Origin of the sequence: Proteus sp. CD3 (assembly GCF_008808075.1) — a bacterium.
GTDB classification, from domain to species: Bacteria; Pseudomonadota; Gammaproteobacteria; order Enterobacterales; family Enterobacteriaceae; genus Proteus; species Proteus appendicitidis.
This window is the reverse complement of sequence record NZ_CP019686.1, coordinates 875,037-895,923: the sequence shown is the minus strand read 5'-3', so window position 1 is coordinate 895,923 and position 20,887 is coordinate 875,037. Positions and strand designations below refer to the sequence as shown.

General features: G+C 38.0%; 15 protein-coding genes and 1 pseudogene. 9 read left to right on the top strand and 7 right to left on the bottom strand.

Features of this window, described 5'->3' with window-relative positions:
* Nucleotides 1-223 precede the first annotated feature (223 nt).
* The gene (locus tag BTA34_RS03985; RefSeq protein WP_151434578.1) at nucleotides 224-1,507 is read left to right on the top strand and encodes a citrate synthase; all 1,284 of its coding nucleotides are present in this window, start codon (nucleotides 224-226) and stop codon (nucleotides 1,505-1,507) included.
* Between the two features lie 81 nt (nucleotides 1,508-1,588).
* On the opposite strand, the gene BTA34_RS03980 is transcribed toward BTA34_RS03985, so the two are convergent.
* Complete coding sequence (locus BTA34_RS03980; RefSeq protein WP_151434577.1) at nucleotides 1,589-2,350, bottom strand: AraC family transcriptional regulator; 762 nt, start codon at nucleotides 2,348-2,350, stop codon at nucleotides 1,589-1,591.
* Between the two features lie 101 nt (nucleotides 2,351-2,451).
* On the opposite strand from BTA34_RS03980, the gene BTA34_RS03975 reads away from it, so the two are divergent.
* The 6 genes from BTA34_RS03975 (at nucleotide 2,452) to BTA34_RS03950 (ending at nucleotide 14,717) form a co-directional block, all read left to right on the top strand.
* Nucleotides 2,452-3,582, top strand: a complete 1,131-nt coding sequence (locus tag BTA34_RS03975; protein ID WP_151434576.1) for a multidrug effflux MFS transporter — start codon at nucleotides 2,452-2,454, stop codon at nucleotides 3,580-3,582.
* 379 nt (nucleotides 3,583-3,961) lie between these two features.
* On the top strand, nucleotides 3,962-7,690 hold the full coding sequence (locus tag BTA34_RS03970) for a DUF4132 domain-containing protein (protein WP_151434575.1): 3,729 nt from the start codon (nucleotides 3,962-3,964) through the stop codon (nucleotides 7,688-7,690).
* Nucleotides 7,691-7,715: 25 nt separating this feature from the next.
* The gene (locus BTA34_RS03965) at nucleotides 7,716-8,825 is read left to right on the top strand and encodes an ATP-binding protein (protein ID WP_151434574.1); all 1,110 of its coding nucleotides are present in this window, start codon (nucleotides 7,716-7,718) and stop codon (nucleotides 8,823-8,825) included.
* Between the two features lie 99 nt (nucleotides 8,826-8,924).
* Nucleotides 8,925-11,507 (top strand): DUF5682 family protein, encoded by a 2,583-nt coding sequence (locus BTA34_RS03960; RefSeq protein ID WP_151434573.1) that lies wholly within the window; start codon nucleotides 8,925-8,927, stop codon nucleotides 11,505-11,507.
* Nucleotides 11,494-12,648 (top strand): VWA domain-containing protein, encoded by a 1,155-nt coding sequence (locus BTA34_RS03955; RefSeq protein WP_151434572.1) that lies wholly within the window; start codon nucleotides 11,494-11,496, stop codon nucleotides 12,646-12,648. Before BTA34_RS03960 ends, BTA34_RS03955 begins: the two co-directional genes overlap by 14 nt.
* The gene (locus tag BTA34_RS03950; RefSeq protein WP_151434571.1) at nucleotides 12,645-14,717 is read left to right on the top strand and encodes an SWIM zinc finger family protein; all 2,073 of its coding nucleotides are present in this window, start codon (nucleotides 12,645-12,647) and stop codon (nucleotides 14,715-14,717) included. The genes BTA34_RS03955 and BTA34_RS03950 overlap by 4 nt, the downstream gene beginning before the upstream one ends.
* An 80-nt stretch (nucleotides 14,718-14,797) precedes the next feature.
* Here the strand turns inward: BTA34_RS03950 and BTA34_RS03945 are convergent, their stop codons facing one another.
* From BTA34_RS03945 to nadS, 3 genes and pseudogenes are all read right to left on the bottom strand, one after another.
* Entirely contained in the window at nucleotides 14,798-15,541 is a 744-nt protein-coding gene (locus BTA34_RS03945) for a type 2 GTP cyclohydrolase I (RefSeq protein ID WP_151434570.1), read from the bottom strand.
* A gap of 222 nt (nucleotides 15,542-15,763) precedes the next feature.
* On the bottom strand, nucleotides 15,764-15,970 hold the full coding sequence (locus BTA34_RS03940) for a YbfA family protein (protein ID WP_036912074.1): 207 nt from the start codon (nucleotides 15,968-15,970) through the stop codon (nucleotides 15,764-15,766).
* Nucleotides 15,971-16,312: 342 nt separating this feature from the next.
* Nucleotides 16,313-16,468 (bottom strand): annotated as a pseudogene (nadS, locus tag BTA34_RS03935) (NadS family protein); the annotation flags it as partial.
* Nucleotides 16,469-16,729: 261 nt separating this feature from the next.
* Between nadS and BTA34_RS03930 the strand changes: the two are divergent.
* Nucleotides 16,730-17,296 (top strand): hypothetical protein, encoded by a 567-nt coding sequence (locus BTA34_RS03930; RefSeq protein WP_151434569.1) that lies wholly within the window; start codon nucleotides 16,730-16,732, stop codon nucleotides 17,294-17,296.
* A 66-nt stretch (nucleotides 17,297-17,362) separates the two neighbouring features.
* On the top strand, nucleotides 17,363-17,581 hold the full coding sequence (locus tag BTA34_RS03925; RefSeq protein ID WP_151434568.1) for a hypothetical protein: 219 nt from the start codon (nucleotides 17,363-17,365) through the stop codon (nucleotides 17,579-17,581).
* Between the two features lie 50 nt (nucleotides 17,582-17,631).
* Here the strand turns inward: BTA34_RS03925 and BTA34_RS03920 are convergent, their stop codons facing one another.
* From BTA34_RS03920 to seqA, 3 genes are all read right to left on the bottom strand, one after another.
* On the bottom strand, nucleotides 17,632-18,114 hold the full coding sequence (locus tag BTA34_RS03920; protein WP_151434567.1) for a DUF1456 family protein: 483 nt from the start codon (nucleotides 18,112-18,114) through the stop codon (nucleotides 17,632-17,634).
* Nucleotides 18,115-18,260: 146 nt separating this feature from the next.
* Nucleotides 18,261-19,901 carry a phosphoglucomutase (alpha-D-glucose-1,6-bisphosphate-dependent) gene (gene pgm / locus BTA34_RS03915; protein ID WP_100159440.1) on the bottom strand — a complete coding sequence of 547 codons (1,641 nt, stop codon included), beginning with the start codon at nucleotides 19,899-19,901 and terminating at the stop codon, nucleotides 18,261-18,263.
* Nucleotides 19,902-19,975: 74 nt separating this feature from the next.
* Nucleotides 19,976-20,539 (bottom strand): replication initiation negative regulator SeqA, encoded by a 564-nt coding sequence (gene seqA / locus BTA34_RS03910; RefSeq protein ID WP_151434566.1) that lies wholly within the window; start codon nucleotides 20,537-20,539, stop codon nucleotides 19,976-19,978.
* Nucleotides 20,540-20,887: the final 348 nt, after the last annotated feature.

Sequence of the window (20,887 nt, the reverse complement as noted above, 5' to 3'; positions counted from 1 at the left end):
ATAGCAGTACTAATTCTAAGTGCATTGCATAAAAAAGCACCTAAAAAAACATAACATCAAAAGCTCCTTAACATAAGTGACACACTATAGACCTAGACATTACGGGCATTAAATAAAACTCGGCTGGGTACCTTACATCAACTATAGTTTCACTATCGAAGTGCATCTTTATGAAGATACCTCGATATTGTTAGGAGACATATAAGCGCTAAGGAGATTATAAATGGCTGATAACAAAGCTAAGCTAACGATTGCTGAAACATCTGTAGACTTGGACGTTCTATCCCCTACACTCGGTTCCAAAGTTATTGATATTCGTACTCTCGGCTCCAAAGGTTATTACACCTATGATCCCGGCTTTACCTCAACCGCCTCTTGTGAATCAAAAATTACTTTTATTGATGGTGATAACGGTATCTTACTTCACCGTGGTTTCCCTATCGGGCAATTAGCGACTGAATCAACATACTTGGAAGTCTGTTATATCCTGCTGTACGGTGAAGCACCAACACAGGAGCAATACGATAAATTTAAAACCACAGTAACTCGTCACACCATGATCCATGAACAAATCACCCGACTGTTCAATGGGTTCCGTCGTGATTCACACCCAATGGCAGTATTATGTGGTGTCACAGGTGCTTTAGCTGCGTTCTATCACGATGCATTGGATGTCAGTAATCCAGTTCACCGTGATATCACGGCTTATCGCCTGCTATCAAAAATGCCAACAGTGGCAGCGATGTGTTACAAATACTCGATTGGCCAACCTTTCGTTTATCCAAAAAATGACCTCTCCTATGCAGGTAACTTCTTGCATATGATGTTTGCAACACCTTGTGAAGAGTATGTTGTTAATCCAGTACTTGAACGTGCAATGGATAGAATTTTCATCCTTCACGCAGATCACGAGCAAAATGCATCAACCTCAACTGTACGTACTGCGGGTTCTTCTGGTGCAAACCCATTTGCATGTATCGCAGCAGGTATCGCGTCACTTTGGGGACCGGCTCACGGTGGTGCTAACGAAGCTTGTCTGCGTATGTTGGAAGAGATCAAAACGGTTGAACACATTCCTGAATTTATTAAACGTGCAAAAGATAAAAACGACTCCTTCCGTTTAATGGGCTTTGGTCATCGTGTTTACAAAAACTACGATCCTCGTGCAACAGTAATGCGTGAAACCTGTCATGAAGTGTTAAAAGAATTAAACCTCAATGACAGCTTACTTGAAGTGGCAATGGAATTAGAACGTATTGCCCTAAACGACCCGTATTTTATTGAGAAAAAACTGTATCCTAACGTTGACTTCTACTCTGGTATTATCCTTAAAGCGTTAGGTATTCCATCCAATATGTTTACGGTTATTTTTGCTATTGCACGTACAATTGGTTGGATTGCTCACTGGAATGAAATGCACGAAGATGGTCTGAAAATTGCACGTCCTCGTCAACTTTATACTGGTTATGATGAGCGTAATTTCAAAAGTGAAATTAAAAAGAAATAATTGATTTTTATTAATTAGTTATCTTGCTAAGCCCCATTTTAAATCGGGGCTTTATATTTTAAAAATACCAATAAAATCTCATCAGTTTTTCAAATATTCTTGCGGTGTTTGCCCTGTCATTTTTTTAAAAAAGGTAATAAAAGCACTGTCACTGGCAAACCCTAATATCTGGCTAATATCAATATAGCGATGCTGGGTAGCTAATAATTCAATCGCTTTCATTAACCGCCATTGTTGACGCCATTGTTGATAGCTTAATCCCGTTTCTTTGTAAAATAAGCGTGTGATCGTTTTTTCACTCGCCCCCACATATTTTGCCATTTCTTGTAATGCAGGCGGTAAATCATCAAAGGATAAACGACTTAGCCGTCTATCTTTAGGCATAAATAAATGATTGGGTTGCCGCGGTGCCTGAGCAATTTCATCAAAGAAAACAGCTAATAAATTGGCGTAGCGCCCTTCTTCCCACTGAGTATCAAAATCAGCAATAGAAATTCGTTCTAATATTTCGCGTAAAAGAGGTGAAATCGTCAAGATCTCGCTTTCACTTGGAAAATTATCATGAAATTTTTCACTAATATAAACTGAACGATATCCAACAGAGGCATACATTTCGACTCGATGCTCAAGTCTTGGAGGGATCCACGCAATCCTCATAGGAGGTAATACAGAAACGCGGGAAGCCAAAGTAATTCGCATACACCCTGACTGCGTAAATAATAACTGCCCTCTATCATGAGAATGAAATCCTGAGTCGTGCTTTCCCATTTCTGCCGCAATACCAACGACTGATGCAAGATGCTCTTCTGGCACAAAGTGGTCGTATTGATTAAGCCAAGCCATCACTTGTCCTATTTGAAAAATAATATGTCTTTATGTTTATAACAAGACATTCATTATCTCTGTATTCTGCTCATCAAGTTTTAAGGATGTAGGATAAAAAGATGAACAAAAAACTCTCTTTATGGTTAGCAATTGCGTTAATGATGTTTCCACAAATTGCAGAAACCATTTATAGCCCAGCACTTACCGATATCGCGAACGGCTTTCATGTCGGTGCAAACGAGGCTGGACAAACACTTTCGCTCTATTTCTTTGCGTTTGCATTGGGCGTCATTATATGGGGTCGATTATGTGATGTCATTGGTCGTCGTCCGACAATGTTAGCTGGATTGTTTATTTACGCTCTTGCTTGCCTTGGCGTTTTTATGACCAACGACTTTTCTGTATTACTTGGGCTACGCATGCTTTCTGCTTTTGGTGCTGCGGTAGGGTCGGTCGGCACACAAACCATTATGCGTGATGTGTACAGTGGTGATGAACTGGCTAAAGTTTTCTCTGTTATGGGGGCAGCGATCGCCCTAAGCCCCGCAATTGGGATGCTAAGTGGTTCATTACTAGTGAGTTATGCTGGTTACCAAGGTGTGTTTAGTGGGCTTGCCCTTCTTGCTATGATTTTACTGTTATGGAGTACTTTTGCTTTACCTGAAAGTCGCCCTGAAACAGTAAAAACAACACCGTTAGGAGAAACTGCAATAAAAATGCTTAAGGATAAGCAAATTGCTAAAACAGTATTATTAATTGCCTTTTTTAATATCAGTCTCTTTGCTTATTATCAGTTAGCTCCTTTTATGTTTGATAAACAAGGTTATAGCGCAAGCACCTTTGGTTATAGTGGTATTGTATTAGCAATAGGTGTTGGTATTGGCTCTTATATTAATAAAGCACTATTAAACCACCATTGGCAATGTGAAAAGTTAGTTTTACTCGCGAGTTTTATTGCATTAATCAGTGCCGTGGGTGTTTATTTATTACGTAACCATATTAGCTTTGTTATTCCAATGATGACGAGTGTTGTTGCTTATGGTATTGCTATTCCAAATATTTTAGCCACGGCTTTAGCACAATATAAAGACAGATTAGGTACTGCAGGGGCATTATTAGGCTTATTCTATTATTTATTAATTGGTGGCGGGCTTGCACTGGCAGGATGGGGACAAAGTTTAGCAATCACTTTATTGATTTGTAGTCTAGGATCATTGCTACTCTCTTTTTCTCGTCAAACGACAAAATAATAAATTTATCCCGTACAAAATGAAAAGTACGGGATTTTTTCTAGCAATATTAAGTTTCATTTTTACTGTTAATTTTTAATCAATTTAGCTAAGGGTTAACGCTTATATTGCTAGGCAGACAATTCTTAATCTTTTTAAATCCAACAAAAAACACCTTTATTCTCATTTCTTCATTTTCAGCACTTTTTCCTGATATACCTATTTATATAAAGCCAAATTGAATATTAATAAAGTTCAGTTAAATTTTTTAGCGTTTACCTCTATTAATTTAACCAATAACACCTCTTATCTTTATTTATGATAGTGATAATCAAATTGTTCACATTGCTATTTCATGGTAAAAAAAACTGTTTATCCATACATAGCTTAAGGAACTGGCGTGATAAAAAAAATCTTAGACATTTTCCCAATTTTTGGGAAAAAAGACGTCGCAATTACTGAAAAGCACCTCCAAGAATCCCTCGTATTACTTGCTGTATTCGATGAAGGATTACCTAAACGTGCATTAAATTATGTCCTTACAGGTGAAAACCCTGAAGTGCTTTTTGAATTAAACAAGCTGGATGCTTCAAAAGCGGCCGTTTATTTTGATAAACCTGGTACGTTAGAGTGGTGGTATGCACATAACGTAAATACAGGGAAATACAGTAAAATTATCACGCAAGGGCTAAATGCACGACACAAACTCTATTCCAAAGTTGGTGATGGTTTTTCAGCAGAACAAGTGGCTCGTTACGGAAAAGTGCTGGCAGCTGCTTGCCAAGATATCAATATCAAAATAACAACAAAAGAAGTGCCATCTTGGGTGCTTTATCTGCTGATTGACGTATTTTATAACACCTATGAAAATGCGCGTAATCTAAACTTAGAACACCGTAAACATTGGAATATGGCATTTATTGCCGATATGGTGGAACAAGAAGCGAATATTGCCGGTGAAAATGCCTTATTTGCTGTGTTTGATAGAAAAGATATTTCTGAATACTATGCAACTAATCTGAAGCGTATTTATGAATTAAATGATTTAAAAGACTACCTACTTTCACATCAAGAGTTTGTTAGAACAGAATTAATTGAAAAAATGTCAGCAAATGGTTTAGTTGAGTTAATTAATTACCTCAATAAAAACAACGTATTACGTGACACTTTTGCAGACATTATTGTGTTACTTGCCACCAGCAGCTTAAAAACCGTTAAAAAAACCGCAGAGCCAATTTTAGTCACTTTACCGCCTGAAATTGTTAAAGAAAATCTTACCCATGTTTTAATGAATGGTACGCCAAAACAGCGTACTCAAGCAGCTGATTTATTTGCACGCCAAGGTGAAAACCGCGATGTACTTGAAGAAGCGTTAAAACATGAAACCTCAAAAGCGGTAATGAAAAGTATTGAAAGCGCCCTACTACGCTTTAATGTTGCAGAAGATGCCAATACCGTAGAAGCAATTGAGACTCCTGATTTTACTCCATTAGAAGATACACCATTACCTGATAGCGTTCGCGATATGATGGTCAATAACTTCAATGAGATCTTGGTTAAAGCCAAAGAAAATGCTGAACGTGAAATTGAAGAAAATAAAACGGCTAAACACACTTATAATTGGGCGCAGCGCCATTTAAAAGATTTAAATAAAATTGATGAAAAACAGTGCCGTGCAATAGTAGATAAACTGAATAGCGGGCAAGGCTCTATTCAGTCAAATGAAATTCAAATCATTAAACATAAAAACCGTGTTTTGAATTTGCCTGAATATACGCTGTTCCATGCTGTGCGTGTCATAGTTAATAATCGCCAACATGCCGATCACTTCTCTTCTCACTATTTTAATGGCGAAATTCCTGAGCGCTTATTTAGTGATATTGAATTGCGTCATCTTGAAGATGTGCTGCAACGTTGTAACTTTAAAAATGCCACCCGCCTAACGGCTGCACTATGTTTAGAATCTTATGAAGATGGTTTAAAACGATTCCGTAGACCAGAGCAAGTTTGGCCTTTCTTCTCTCAGCATCCAGATTATATTGCTGAAGCGCTGAATTTAATGCCAAGTCAAAGCGAGCGTCGCTATCGCCAATTTGAAATTTCACAAGGCATTAAAGTGTTAGGTCGTTTCCCTACCATTCCAGCACAATTCGTGCCTCGAATTATGGAACTGGCATTGGGTGAAAATAAAATGCACCGCGTTTCAGCGCAGAATTTACTTGAGACACTGCCAAATATTCATACAAGCGCTCAAGAAGGTTTATCTTCTGCGAAACAAGAAATTCGCGTGACCGCGATTGAGTGGTTGGCTCGGTTAAAAAATCCAGACTCATTACCTGCATTGAATGCCTTATTGAAAAAAGAGAAACGCGAAGTCGTTCGAGCCTCTTTATTAACAGCGTTAGAGCAACTTGGTGAAGATATTTCAAGTTATTTATCACCAAAAACCCTATTAGCTGAAGCTGAAAAAGGTCTTAAAGCCAAAGCACCAGCAAGCCTTGCTTGGTTTAACTTTGATGCTATTCCTGCATTAACGTGGGAAAACAAAAAAGCGGTTGATCCTGCAATTATTCGTTGGTGGGTTATTCTGGCAGTCAAACTAAAAATGCCAGGAGGAAACGCATTATTACAACGTTATATCGGGCTACTTTCTACCGATAGCCAACATAAACTTTCCAGCTTTATTCTGCATACCTTTGTGGCTCAGGATATTAAAGGGCCGACGCTTGAAGAAGCTATGCTAGAAGCACAACAAAATGCGCCTACTCGCTTAACACAATATAAAGATTGGGCTAAACGTTATCCTGAATATTACGCTAAATATGAAACCTATACTTTAGAGCAAGTAATTGAAGAGATTAAAAACGAGGTGCTACGTCGTTATTTAGGCTCTGCCATTAGTGATAAAGGTATGCTTGCCCTGATTTGCGGTATTGAAGGTCATGTTGCGGTATCTGTATTACGTAACTATATGCGTGATCACTATCAGCGCCGTGCGCAAATTGAAGCCATGATTGATGCTGTAGCGTCAAGCAATGATCCAATTATCATTCAGCTTCTTCTTTCATTATCACGCCGTTATCGCACCGCATCGGTTCAAGAAAAAGCGCGTAATTTAGTCACGCAAATTGCTGAACGCAATGGTTGGAGTTCTGATGAATTAGCGGATAGAACGATCCCAACGGCTGGCTTTGATGATACGGGTACATTAGTACTAGAGTATGGCGAGCGTATCTTTACCGCGAAGATGGATGCAAAACAAAAACTGGTCTTGTTTAATCCTGAAGGTAAAGAAGTTAAAGCCTTACCTGCTGCGCGTAAAAATGACGATGCAGAGCTTATCAAAGAAGCGAAAAAACTCTTCACTTCAAGTAAAAAAGAACTTAAACAAGTTATTGAGCTACAAAGTGTGCGCTTATATGAAGCCATGTGCGCTCAACGTCAGTGGTTAAGTGCGGATTGGCAAGAATATATTTTAGCTCACCCAATCATGCATAAACTGATTGAACAACTGGTTTGGCAAGAAGTAAAAGATGGCAAAGTTATCAATACATTCCGCCCTTCTGATGACGGTGCATTGCTTGATCTAGAAGATGATGAAGTGACTTTACAAAACGACTCGTTGATCCAGCTTGCTCATGCTGCATTGGTTAATGAAGATGAGCGTAAAGCATGGATAGCTCATTTCAAAGATTACAAAGTGAAATTCTTGTTCTCGCAAATGGAACATAAAATCCCTGAGTTAGATCTAAAGCTGACTGAGATTGAAGATAGAAAAGGTTGGATCACAGATACCTTCACACTACGTGGCATTTTAACCAAAATGGGCTATCAACGTGGACCAGCTGAAGATGGTGGCTCGTTCTCTCACTATTACAAATTCTTCTCGAGTTTAAACTATTACGTCAATATCGGTTTCAGTGGTAGTTATGTACCAGAAGAAAACATTCCAGCGGTCTTATTTGATTTAAGTTTCGAAAAAAATCAGCAAGATTATTGGGATCGCAATAATGTTGAACTAAAAGATGTACCTCCTATTCTATTAGCAGAAAGCTATGCCGATTATCTAAAAGTCGCTGAAGCTTGTGCAGGATTTGATCCTGAATGGGAAAAGAAAACACCTTGGTAAAAAATAGGGATAATTAGGAAAGAATATGGCTAAAAAAGCACCCGCAGATCAACAAGCAATTAGGGAAAGCGCTGAGGTTCGATTTGCCCAAGAGTTAGAGCGTTTAACAAAAGCTGATGCTAATAATCCTAAACCACAAGGATGGCTTCGCTCTCCTCGTGCTGTACGTCAATTTATTTTAGGTGATGATGCATTAGGCATCACACCTAAGTTTTTTGGCGATGATGCATTGGTTGATCGTGCAATTGTCACATTATTGGGTAAACAAGGTTTAATGCTAGTTGGTGAACCGGGTACAGCAAAATCAATGCTCTCAGAGCTTTTTGCTGCCGCCATCAGTGGTGATTCAGGATTAACTATCCAAGGTACTGCCGGCACAACAGAAGATCATATTAAGTATTCTTGGAACTATGCATTGCTATTAGCAGAAGGTCCAACAGAACGCGCGTTAGTGGGATCACCGCTTTATCAAGGTATGTTGCAAGGTAAAATTGTTCGCTTTGAAGAGATAACCCGCTGTCCTCCTGAAATTCAGGATGTGCTGGTTTCCTTGATGTCAGAGAAACAATTGATGATCCCTGAAATGGGTGATGGTGCACGTATTAGTGCAAAACCGGGATTTAACCTTATTGGTACAGCAAACTTACGTGATCGCGGTGTTCATGAAATGTCAGCCGCATTAAAGCGCCGTTTTAACTTTGAAACGGTGAAACCTATTCGTGATCCTGCCTTTGAAATTAGTTTGATCCAATCACAGCTTGAGAATGAATTAGGCGCTTTAGCAAATGAAATCACTGCACCCGCGGAAGTTGTGGAGTTACTGGTCACAACATTCCAAGAGTTACGTTCAGGTAATACGAAAGATGGCGGCAATATCAAAACCCCTGATGCAGTTATGTCAACCGCAGAAGCCGTGAACATTGCTTATGCTTGTGCCTTAGAAGCGCATTATTTAGGTGATGGTGTGATGAATGCAGGTGCTATTGCCCGTCAATTAATCGGTGTTGTATTAAAAGACAATGCCGATGATATTAAGCGTATTCGTTATTACATGGACAACGTAGCCAGAGAGAGAGCAAGAAATAGTAAAGAGTGGAAAGCTTTCTTTGATGCATCAAAAGAGTTTTGGCAATAAAACGCTAAGACTCGTGGCTACACATTAAAATACGTTATTTACCTATTAAAGGCAGAGTTAACTCACTCTGCCTTTTCACCCAGAAAAGGGATCGACACGGTGACGCTACCTTCAATACCTTTGCCAGAAAGAATTGACCAAGCACGACTGAAATGGACGTCGTTACAGCAACAACATCTCTATTTTGCCCCTATACGCCACCATAGTCCTGCTTGTGCTTATGCGGTTTTATCATTAATTGATTCTGTAAAACCTGATTATATTTTAATTGAAGGTCCAGATACCTTTAATTCGCTTATTCCTAGCCTAACAGATAAAGATACTCTGCCTCCCGTTGCGATTATGGGACAAGCAGAGTATTTGCATAATGATGGAAACCAAGAAGAGCGAGAAAAATCACTGCACTCTGCCTATTTTCCATTTTGTGAATATTCACCTGAATGGCAAGCTTTGCGAGGTGGTTTGCGCATCAATGCCAAAACACGTTTTATCGATTTACCTTGGGCAGCACAAATTAATAACGAAGAGTATAGCGACTCACAAAGTCGTAGCTTACAAAAAGAACGTTATTTAGCACATAGCCAGTTTATCGCGCAATTAGCCAAAAAATGCCACTGTCGTGATCATGATGATGTTTGGGAGCATCTTTTTGAATTACGCAGTATCGAAGCCTTAGCAGATTGGCAAACACTGTTTAATGACACCTTTATTTGGTGCGCACTCGCACGCCTTGATTATGAACCTGAAGTGCTTGAATCTGAGGGATCTTCACAACGTGAAGCGCATATGCTCACTCATATTCAGGCAATCAAAAACCAAGAGCCGAATGCAAAGATTTTAATCGTCACGGGCGGATTTCATACCCTTGCGTTAATTGAAGGTCTAGCGCATCTACAACCTCACTCTTTCGCCATTTCTAGCACAGAACAAAAGCAATTCACTAAAATGCAAAAAATGGGTGAAAAAGAACAAGCTTGGCTTATTCGCTATAGTTTTGACAGATTAGATGCACTTAATGGCTATGCTTCAGGCATGCCATCGCCCGCCTTTTATCAACAAGCTTGGCAAAGTTTGATGCAACAACATCATGATAAATTAGAGCATAATGATGCGGCAAAACAGCCAACCCAAGTTTATCGCAATAAAATGGGGATCGCTTTTCTAAGCTCGGTAGCTCAGGCTATCAGAGAAAAACAATTTGATAATCCCCCTAGCTATTTAGCTGTAAAACTCGCGGCTGAACAGAGTTTACGACTCGCATTACTAAGAGATCACGCAGGTACAGGTCGCTATGACTTGCTTGATGGTTTACAAAGTGCCTTTATTAAGGGCAGTTTAGATGATAGCCAAAGCGAATTATGGGCTGAAATTAAAACCTGCTTTTCAGGCTATCTCTTAGGTAAAATTCCATTAGGTACGGCAACCCCGCCTTTAGTCAATGAAACTTATGAGCGCGCAAGAGCATTTCGCTTCAAGCTAGATGATACATTAGCAAAAACCACTAAATGTGATGTTTACCGTAATCCGCAACACCGATTAAGAAGCCGCTTTTTACACTTATTAGCCTTCTTAGAGATCCATTTTGCACACCGTGTTAATGGCCCTGATTTTCTTTCTGGTCATCAATTAGATCTGCTATTTGAAGAGTGGCAATACGCTTGGACACCCAATGTGGAAGGCGAGCTAATTTCATTATCAGAGAAAGGCTCTCAACTTGAAGCCATCGCCCTAAATAAGCTGTTATCAATGGAAAAACAGCTCGAAGAACAAGGGCAAAGCCGTTCAAGCCAGAGTGCGGTCACGTTATTAATCCAAGCGGCATTAATAGGGCTTCACCAGCGCATACCATCACTTTTTAAACTATTAGATAGCTATATTCAGCAAGATTTTCGTCTTGAGTCACTCACTCAATGTGGACATAAACTGATCCATTTATGGCGGGGTCGCCAATATCTTGACATTACTGATGAACTTTCACTTGAAAATCGCCTACATCAAGTTATTCCACAAGCATTCTTTTGTTTAGAACAACTGGCTCAAGGTGATGAGCAACAGCAAGAAAGCCATTTACAAGCTCTGCTCTCTTTGCGTGAATTGATTGAATTTATGCCATCACTCAATAATCAGCATGATTATAAAAGTGATTTCTATCAGCAACTCAATCGCCTTGATGGTCAATTAGATGCTGTGCCTTTATTAAAAGGTGCGGTAGATGCATTACGTTATTTAGGTTCATATATTGACGAAAATACGTTGGTCACCGCGCTAAATACAACCTTTAGTACAGGCAGTTCTCCCGAGCATGCCATTGGTTATTTCGTCGGTATGATGCGAACTGCACCAGAGCTGGTGATCCGCCTACCGTTATTAGTCGATCACTTAAACACCTTGTTGCAACAATGGGATGAAGAACGATTTATTCAGATCTTACCTGATCTGCGTTTTGCCTTTAGCCAACTTAATCCCAAACAAAATGCAGAGCTTGCACAATATATTGCCAATGATATTGGTTTAGATACGCAAGCGTTATCTTTGTGGCAGTCAGAATTTAGTGCTAAACAGATGCTTGAAGCCACTAAGCTCAATCAAAAGTTACAGCAGCGAATAATGGAACAAGGCATGATTTCTTGGTTTGATGCTAAGAAAATAGAGAAAGGAGATACGACTCATGAGTCAGCATAATGACGATATGCCTGAAGATAAAATAAAACAAGCAAAACGCTGGCGTCTGATTTTAGGTCAATATGCTGATGATGCTCTTGGACAAGCGACTTTTACTGCTGATGATTTAAAAGTGGAGCGCACGCTCGACTTTCTCTATCGCCGAGAATATCAACGCAGAGGTCTTCGCCAAGAACGAGGACGTCATGGATCACTCGATGCATCGCAACTTACTGCGGTAAACTGGCTAAATCAAGCTCGTAAGCTATTTCCTAATAGCACATTTGAACGAATGCAATCACAAGCTATTGAGCGTTATCAAATCAGTAGTTTTCTTAAAGATCCCAATACATTAAAAGCGATGGAGCCAACAAAAGCGTTAGCTAAAACATTATTAAGCTTACGTGGGCGAATGAGTGAAGAAACGCGAGATGCGGTTAAAACCATTATTCGTCAAGTGGTTGATGATATTTTGCGCCAAATTCGCAATAACTTTCGCCAATCATTAACGGGACGTCGTAATCGCTTTAGACGCTCTTTGGTACCTAACAGTCGCAACTTTGATTGGCGCGCAACCATCGCTGCAAACTTAAAACATTACGATACCCAAAATCGTCGCTTAGTGATTGAAACACCTTATTTTAACTCACGGATGCAACAGCATTTTCCGTGGGATGTCATTCTTTGTGTTGACCAAAGTGCGTCAATGTCTAGCTCAATTATGTATGCCGCTGTTTGCGCCAGTATTTTAGCTTCTTTACCGGCGGTTAATGTCTCTTTAGTGGTTTTTGATACCCAAGTTGTCGATTTATCGCACTTAGCAGACGATCCCGTTGAAGTTTTAATGACAGTACAATTAGGGGGCGGTACGGATATTGCAGGTGCAATGCAATATTGCGAAAGCTTAGTTAAAAATCCTAAACGCACGGTTATTTCACTTATTAGTGACTTTGAAGAAGGTGGCTCCTTAAATCGCTTATTAGATTGCACACAGCGCCTTAATAGCCAACAAGTTAAATTATTAGGGCTTGCGGCTCTTGATGATGAGGCTCAACCTGTTTATGACTCTGCAATTGCACAAAAACTTGCAGACAGAGGCATGCAAGTTGCAGCGTTAACACCTGAACATTTCGCACAATGGTTGGCAGAGGTAATGCAATGAGTTGGCAAACTGTTTACTTTCATTACGATGAAGATGCGCTCACTGTATTTGCTAATGCAGGATTATTAAGACGCGCAAAAAAAGATGTTGATAACGAAAAAGTTTCGCTCACTGATGCTGACACAGGGCAGTTCAGTAGTGATGGGAAAAATGTTGTTTTACACGAAGCAGGTATTCAACAAGCCAGTTGTGATTGTTCTGCATCAGGGTGTTGTAAACACATTTTAGCGGCCGTTTTATGGCTACAAGCCAATAATAGTGCTGATAATTCAAATGACGATAAAAGTGGTGAAACATCTTCAGAAGCCATTATTGAACCTATTGAAATCGCCCCTCTGTTACCCACGCTATTGGCGCTTGATCCGGAAGCATTAATCAAAAAAGCAGGAAAACCCGCCTGTCGTGTGGCGATTAAATTAGTTGAGCAATGGGAAACGACAACATTAAATTTAGAAGACACAGGAACACAGTTAAAAATTCAACTCCCTGATGTTGAAGAGCCGGTTATTTTCTTACAAGGTAGTGGTTACGATGGCATGTTATCGCCTTTTTCTGACTCACAGAAAAAAGCATTCCATCTCGCTATTGTGGCTAAAATATTTGAACAACATGCTCAACCATGGGGTTGGCCTGAAGATTTAATCACGGTGCAATCTTCAAAGCGCCCTCTCAATGAAGAAGAGTCCGCGTTAATTACGACGGTTGAACAATTTATTTATGATTTGTTGCGCCAAGGGCTATCACATATCAGCTTAAGCACTGCCACACAGTTGCACTTATTAAATATGTCGGCTCGAGCAGAAGGTTTACCTCGTTTAGCCTCTTATTTGCGAACATTAAGCACCCAAGTAAAACTATTGGCAGAAAGACATTTCACGATGGATGAAAGCAATGTCTTGCGCTTGTTAGCTCATATTTCAGCTTATCTATTCCAATTAACCAATGCGACACCTGAACAGTTAAAAATGTTACGAGGACAACTTCGTCGTCAATATGACGATAAGAAAACGAGTCTCTCGCTTATTCCTGTTGGTGCAAACTGGTGGACGGCACAAAGTGGTGCATTAGGCGCAACTTTTACCTTCTGGGATAAAGAAGAGAAACAGCTCTTACAAGCGACACAAGCACGCCCTAATCAACTTGATACTCTGTTTAACCGTTATAGTGTTTGGAATAGTTTATCGTTATGGAAACAAACATCCGATAAATTAATGCGTCGCCCTTTTTTATTACAAGAACCTCGTATTTCTGATGAAGGAAAACTGGCGACTATTGGCGAAAGCTTTGCACAAAACCAAACTGATTTTCTTGATATTACGGATTATCGCACTCTACAAACTGAATTAGGGATCAACAATTGGCAAGAGTTGCCAGACTATTTTGCTAATCAACCTGAAGGATTTCTTTCTCCTCTCGTCTTACATATCAAAAGCTATAAGCCATTAATTTGGTATGAAATAGAGCAATGTGTTATTTGGGATGTTTCAGATAATCATGACAATTCAGCCTTCTTACGTCTTTACTGGGAAGGAACAATGCAAAATAATCTGGAAGAATTACGTTATCTCACTAAGCGAGAATTAGAGATGGTCGCAGTCACTGTGCAACCTGTTCGACGTGATTTAAATATAGATTTATTGCCAACGACCATTTGGCTTAAAACGACAAAAGGCATTGAACTATTTTATCTTGATTTTGACCAATTTCCGCGCAAGAAAAAACAATCAGAGTTTATTAGCCGTATTCAAGAATATATGGCTAAACGTAAGCAACAAACAGCAATGCATCACAGTGAACCGACATTAGCACAAAAATTTTGCCGTCCTATTTTGTCCGTATTAGAAGCCCAAGCATGTACTGGGAGAGAATTACTTTCTGAAATGCAAAAAGATCAGTTAGAAATAAGCAAACATACTGCTGACGATTTAGGAATGACATTAATTGCCGACCAATTAGCTCGTTATCTGAGATTAACAACACGAGATCCTCAGGCTTTATTACAGTTAATTTGGCTATGCGATAATCTGCAACAATTACAAAGCCCATTACCCATTCAGCTTAATGAGTAATAAGTAGTAAGAAGTATTAAGAAGTAAAAGCTATCTCTCTTTAATTAGAGAGATAGCTTATAAGATAAAAATAAATAGGCTTATGCTGGATTATCAATATCAACAAATGTCACATCAAAGTGATGTGTTTGAGCAAGCCATTCACCTAATGCTTTAATACCATAACGCTCTGTCGCATGGTGTCCCGCTGCGAAAAAATGAACGCCCATTTCTCTTGCAATATGAATAGTCTGTTCTGAAACTTCACCTGTCACAAAAGCATCCATCCCCTGCTCTGCAGCATCTTGAATAAAGCCTTGTCCGCCGCCTGTACACCAAGCAATATTACGAATAGTTTCCGGTGCATTATCACCACAATGTAATACATTGCGTTGCAACGCTTTTTCTAAACGAGCTTTTAATTCAAGAGGGGTTAAAGGTAAATCGAACACACCTTTAGGCACTAATGGTAATATTTCACCTTCAACTTTAACGCCCATTTTTAACGCTAATTGAGCATTGTTACCTAAGATTGGGTGAGCATCTAACGGCAAGTGATAACCAAAAAGATTAATGTCATTGCAAAGTAATGTTTTTAAGCGGTTGCGCTTCATTGAACGAATAACCACAGGCTCATTTTTCCAAAAGTAACCATGGTGTACTAAAATTGCATCAGCGTTTAATCGTACAGCTTCATCAAGTAATGCTTGGCTTGCCGTTACACCCGTTACTATTTTTTGAATATGAGGGCGTCCTTCGACTTGAAGTCCATTAGGTGCATAATCTTGAAAATTTTCGATGCTTAATTTTTCATTAATCACTAATTCCAGATCAGTATTCTTCATTTCATTTATTTCCCTGTTATCACGAATGCCACTATTTATATAACAATAGGATAAATAGCAATAGATTAATGGCCGTCGTTTAAATGACTCATTACTGTTTATTGTAACGTAAAAACGGAAGATTATTTGCAGATAAGGAAAAACAAGAAGGTAGCACCGGCAACGTACTTAAAGAGTGATAAAAATAACGCCTACTTTTGCAGGCGTTATCTTAATATTCTGTTATTTGTGACTATTTAGTGCCACTTCTGATTTTGCCAACCAAACGGGTTTATCACTTGTTTTAGACCATACACGGTGTATATAGCTATAAAATTGTGCGCGTTTAGGGTGAAAAATCATAACAGGAAATGCCACAACACCTAGCGCAACAGCACCAGTACGACGGGCTAAAACATGTTTTTTTGTATATTCGTTATAAGCTGGCATAGTGCTCTCCTGTATAGAGATTAATTTGATGACTGAAATTTTACCTCATTTGATGAAATTTTACTACTGATCAGACCACTTAATTCGTGCGAAAAATCACCTTTATTTTGCTTGATATGTAATTAAATTTCAGAATGGAAACGAAAATGAAACATGAATGACATAATTGTTAACAAAGTGAGATCGATATTTTTACTTAATTAAGTTAGCAATAAATAATTTCTGTCATATATTATCAAAAAGGGAAAAAATCAAATCAGTGAGGAGAAGTTGAATATTACAGAATTGGGTTTACTGCTAAACGCGATAAGTTTAACAGTAAACGGAAACGTTAGAGGGATTAGATTGTGCAAATTCACTTTGTGAAACGTTAAGTTGCTCTCTAATCACTTTTACATCAGCAACTTCAAAACGAGTCACTTTTGATGCCTTTTTATCGCCATTTTTAATTTCTACGGCTTCTTCTAAAGAGACTTTTAACTCATTAAAGAAATTCATATTACTACATCCTTATCAATATGTATTAGTAAATTAATATTTATTCTATTAACTTAAAAAAACACATTATTAAGATACTAATTTTATTTTTATATATTTAAAAAAAATACAAATGTGATTTAAGTTAAAATAAAAATGAGCACCATTAAATTTAACAATAATAAATACTGAATGACAACACAGAAAAAATATTTAATAAACAATATCCTTCATAGTTTATGCATAATAAATGAAAATTTAATTTCATCGAAGGAATAGTATGTGAAGGTAAAAGAAAAAATTACCGTTAGAGAAGCAAGAGAAAAAGCGATTAGCGATACAAACTATTATTTTAGTAAAACAAATACACCAATCATTATAAATAAAATGAATAAATATGATTTAAAATCATGTTGTTTTCGCTCTATGATTAGCCAGCATTGCTTAGCGTGGAATGATTATGAACACTACTTAAATGATGAACATTGTTATAATTTTTGCTTTAAAATTATATCATTAGATATAGATAAAAGTATTACAAATAGACCAGAGGCAGCATGTATATGTACTTATAATATATTTGATAAATGTATTTCCATTGAAATAATACAAAATTTCTCTAAAGAGAATAAAATAATAAATGGTAGTATGATGAAATATTCTCTACTTACAATTTTTTTATTTTTAACAAAAATAGAAGGCAATGGGATCTATTTAATTAATCCTATTAATAATGAAATCAAGAATTATTATGTCAATGTTTTTGGATTTAATGATATAAATAAAGATGGGAAAACGCTTTTCCTTTCTTTTGAAAATTTAGTAAATTGGTATTTAACGTTAATATAAACAGTAAAATAAATATTATTTATTATAAAAATTAAATATTAGATATTGATTAGATCTGATGCTACCATGAAAAACATTATCAATATGGAGATAAAAATGATAACCAAAATACCTGAAAATCTAAATAAGATACTTGATAAAAATGATACCTATAAAAATCAAGCTGATAATAAATTTAGACTCACATCAGAGCAAGCATTAGCAATATTAATAGCCGCAGCTCCTCAGCTTAATAACTTACCTAAAGCCCCTTATCATGAAGCAGCAGGTAAAAAGTTTCGCTAATTAGAAAGCCTCCGAATAAAAATAGGAGGCTTCCCTTTCATATCTAAACTTTATTTCTTAACTGTTTTACCTTTACCACGTAGGGTTTCGGTTAAGCCTTTAAGGAAATATCTCACAAGTTGATCGCCACAGTTACGATAGTTTTTATGTCCAGGCTTGCGGAATACTGCACTAAGTTCTGGCTTAGAAACACGGAAGTCTGCAAGTTCATAAATCTTCAGAATATCAACATCTTTTAGCTCAAAAGCGACACGCAGTTTTTTTAAGATAATATTATTAGTTATACGCTTTTCAACTTCAGGTGCAGGAAAATTCTCATCTTTGCCACGACGATAAAAAATCAGACCATTTAAAAAATGTCCCATCGCATTATCGTCACACTCGACAAACTCAGGCTCCTCGTCTTTTTTCAGCCAACTATTTACTAACTCTTTTGTGACTGTGAAATCAGCCAGTTTCATAATTTCAACAACATGTGCATCACTTAGATCCAGCATGTAACGTACACTTCGTAAAACATAATTATTTTGCATTGTATTGATTATCCACTTTATTTTTAATTCTAAATCAACCTCAATGATGGATATCAATGCTGTGATCTAAAAATATTCAATAATTAAAAAAATACACTCTACTTTTAAGTAGAGTGTATTCTATATAAATAGTTTATTGCACTAACTTATTTGTTAGCAAAAACATTATTTACTATTTCAATGGCTTCTTTTTCAATTAATTCACGATGCTCAGGGCCACGGAAGCTTTCACAGTAAATCTTATAGGCTTCTTCAGTACCAGAAGGACGAGCCGCAAACCAACCGTAATCGGTCATCACTTTTAAGCCACCAATAGATGCGCCATTACCTGATGCATGCGTTAAACGTGCAGTTATTGGATCACCTGCTAATGTGCTTGCAGTCACCATTTCAGGTGATAAACGTGATAACAGTGCTTTTTGTTCATGGGTTGCTGATGCTTGAATACGGTTATAGCTTGGTGAACCAAAACGTTGTGCTAATTCGTTGTAATGCTCTTGTGGATCTTTACCTGTTACTGCTTTCATTTCAGCAGCCAACAGACATAAAATGATGCCATCTTTATCGGTTGACCATGGTTTACCATTAAAGCGTAAGAAAGATGCACCCGCACTCTCTTCACCACCAAAGCCAAACTCACCACTGAATAAACCTTGAACAAACCATTTAAAGCCAACAGGTACTTCAACTAGCTCACGACCTAAATCGGCAACAACACGGTCAATCATGGCGCTTGAAACCAGTGTTTTACCCACTTTTACATCTTTAGCCCATTGCGGACGATGACGGAAAAGATAGTTAATCGCAGCCGCTAAATAGTGGTTAGGATTCATTAAACCAGAAGGTGTCACAATACCATGGCGATCGTAATCAGGATCGTTAGCAAAGGCTAAATCAAATTTATCACGTAGTTGTAATAAGCCTTCCATTGCCCATGGTGATGAACAGTCCATACGAATAACACCATCGTGATCAAGCGTCATAAAACGGAATGTCTGATCAACTTGATCGTTAACTAATTCAAGATCAAGACCATAATACTCACCAATACGTTTCCAGTACTCAATACCAGAACCACCTAGTGGATCAACACCCAATTTTAAGCCCGCTTTCTTAATTGCTTGCATATCAACAACGTCACCTAACGCTTTGACATAAGGCATAATTAAGTCTTGAGCCTGAATATAACCACTGGCTAATGCTTCATCATAAGAAAGACGTTTGATCCCTGCTAAATTGTTTTCAAGCAGTTCGTTGGCACGTTTTTCAATAACTGAAGTTAAATCTGTATCAGCAGGTCCACCATTTGATGGATTGTATTTAATACCGCCATCTTCAGGTGGATTATGAGATGGAGTGATAACGATACCATCAGCAATATCTTGATGTGCTTCGTTGTATGTCAAAATAGAAAAAGAGACTGCCGGTGTTGGTGTATAGCCATTATTTTCTTGAATAATCACTTTAACTTTATTGGCAGCAAGTACTTCTAAAACAGAAATAAATGCAGGCTCTGACAGTCCATGGGTATCTTTACCCACGTAACATGGTCCTGTTACTCCATTCTTAGCGCGTACTTCAGCAATGGCCTGTGCAATTGCCAAAATATGTGCTTCATTAAAGCTATGGCGATTTGCACTTCCACGATGACCAGATGTACCAAATTTCACACGATGAGCGTTATTGCTAGCTTGTGGTTTAAGTGAATAATATTGAGACGTTAATTGCGCCACATTAATCAGATCACTTTGACGGGTATGCTGCCCTGCTCTTGGATGAATTGCCACAAATCTTCTCCTATTTGACATCACAATCACGCTTTAAACAAAAGCCTTTGCAATGCATCAATTAACAATAGTGGTTAGATAGTTCCACACACCTTATCAATCTCATTTGCAGGGAATTGCATATCCTGCATGATGCTTTGTACCATCGTTCTCTTGCGCTCTGTGTTTGAGTTAGTGATAACCCAAAACGGCGTGCCTGAAATATGGCGCGGTTTTGTATGACGTCCACTATCGAGTAATGTTTGTTCATCACCAGCAAAATAGATGCGTGTTCGTCCATGTACTGTTTCAGCAGATTGAGTAAAAGTAGCACTATCTAGGCTATATAACGTAGAAAGGATCTGTAAAAAGCGATCAACTGATTTTGTTTTTTCTGCGTAACTGTCAGATAACAGCAGTTCTCGCATTTCACGGATCGGATTTTTTGCTGGTGTAATAGCTGGTGTTATAGGTGTAGCTTCAGCTTCCTGTTGAATAACAGGTGCTTGTACTGACTCAGTGACAACGACTGGTTGTACGGGCTGTTTGGCATCGAGCTTCAGTAGACGCCTTAAAATATCTGAAGCGCTTTCACCGATATGTCTAGTTTCGCTAGCAATATAGCGGTAAAGTTCGTCATCAATTTCTATCTTTTTCATTGCTACCCAGTACTGTTTTCAAAAAAAAGTAATTAGGATTATAAGATATAATCTTTAAAAACAAAATAGGCAAAATTTCAATAACTTAAAGAGGATCTATTCAAGATCCTGCCGTTTTAAAGGCTAAGCTCGGTATTTATCCTATTGTTTATCTTGGTATCATCTTCTATTCTTTGAACTTATTCGCACAAAGTCAGTTTTAAATGCCGCTATATCACACCACCCCAGCCCCCAAATAATATAAAATTCTAATTATTTATTTTTGAGCAATGTCAAGATTTCAACTTTTTAAATAAGTTTGGAATATATATCTATATAATATCGTTTTTATAGTTTTTTATAAATTTC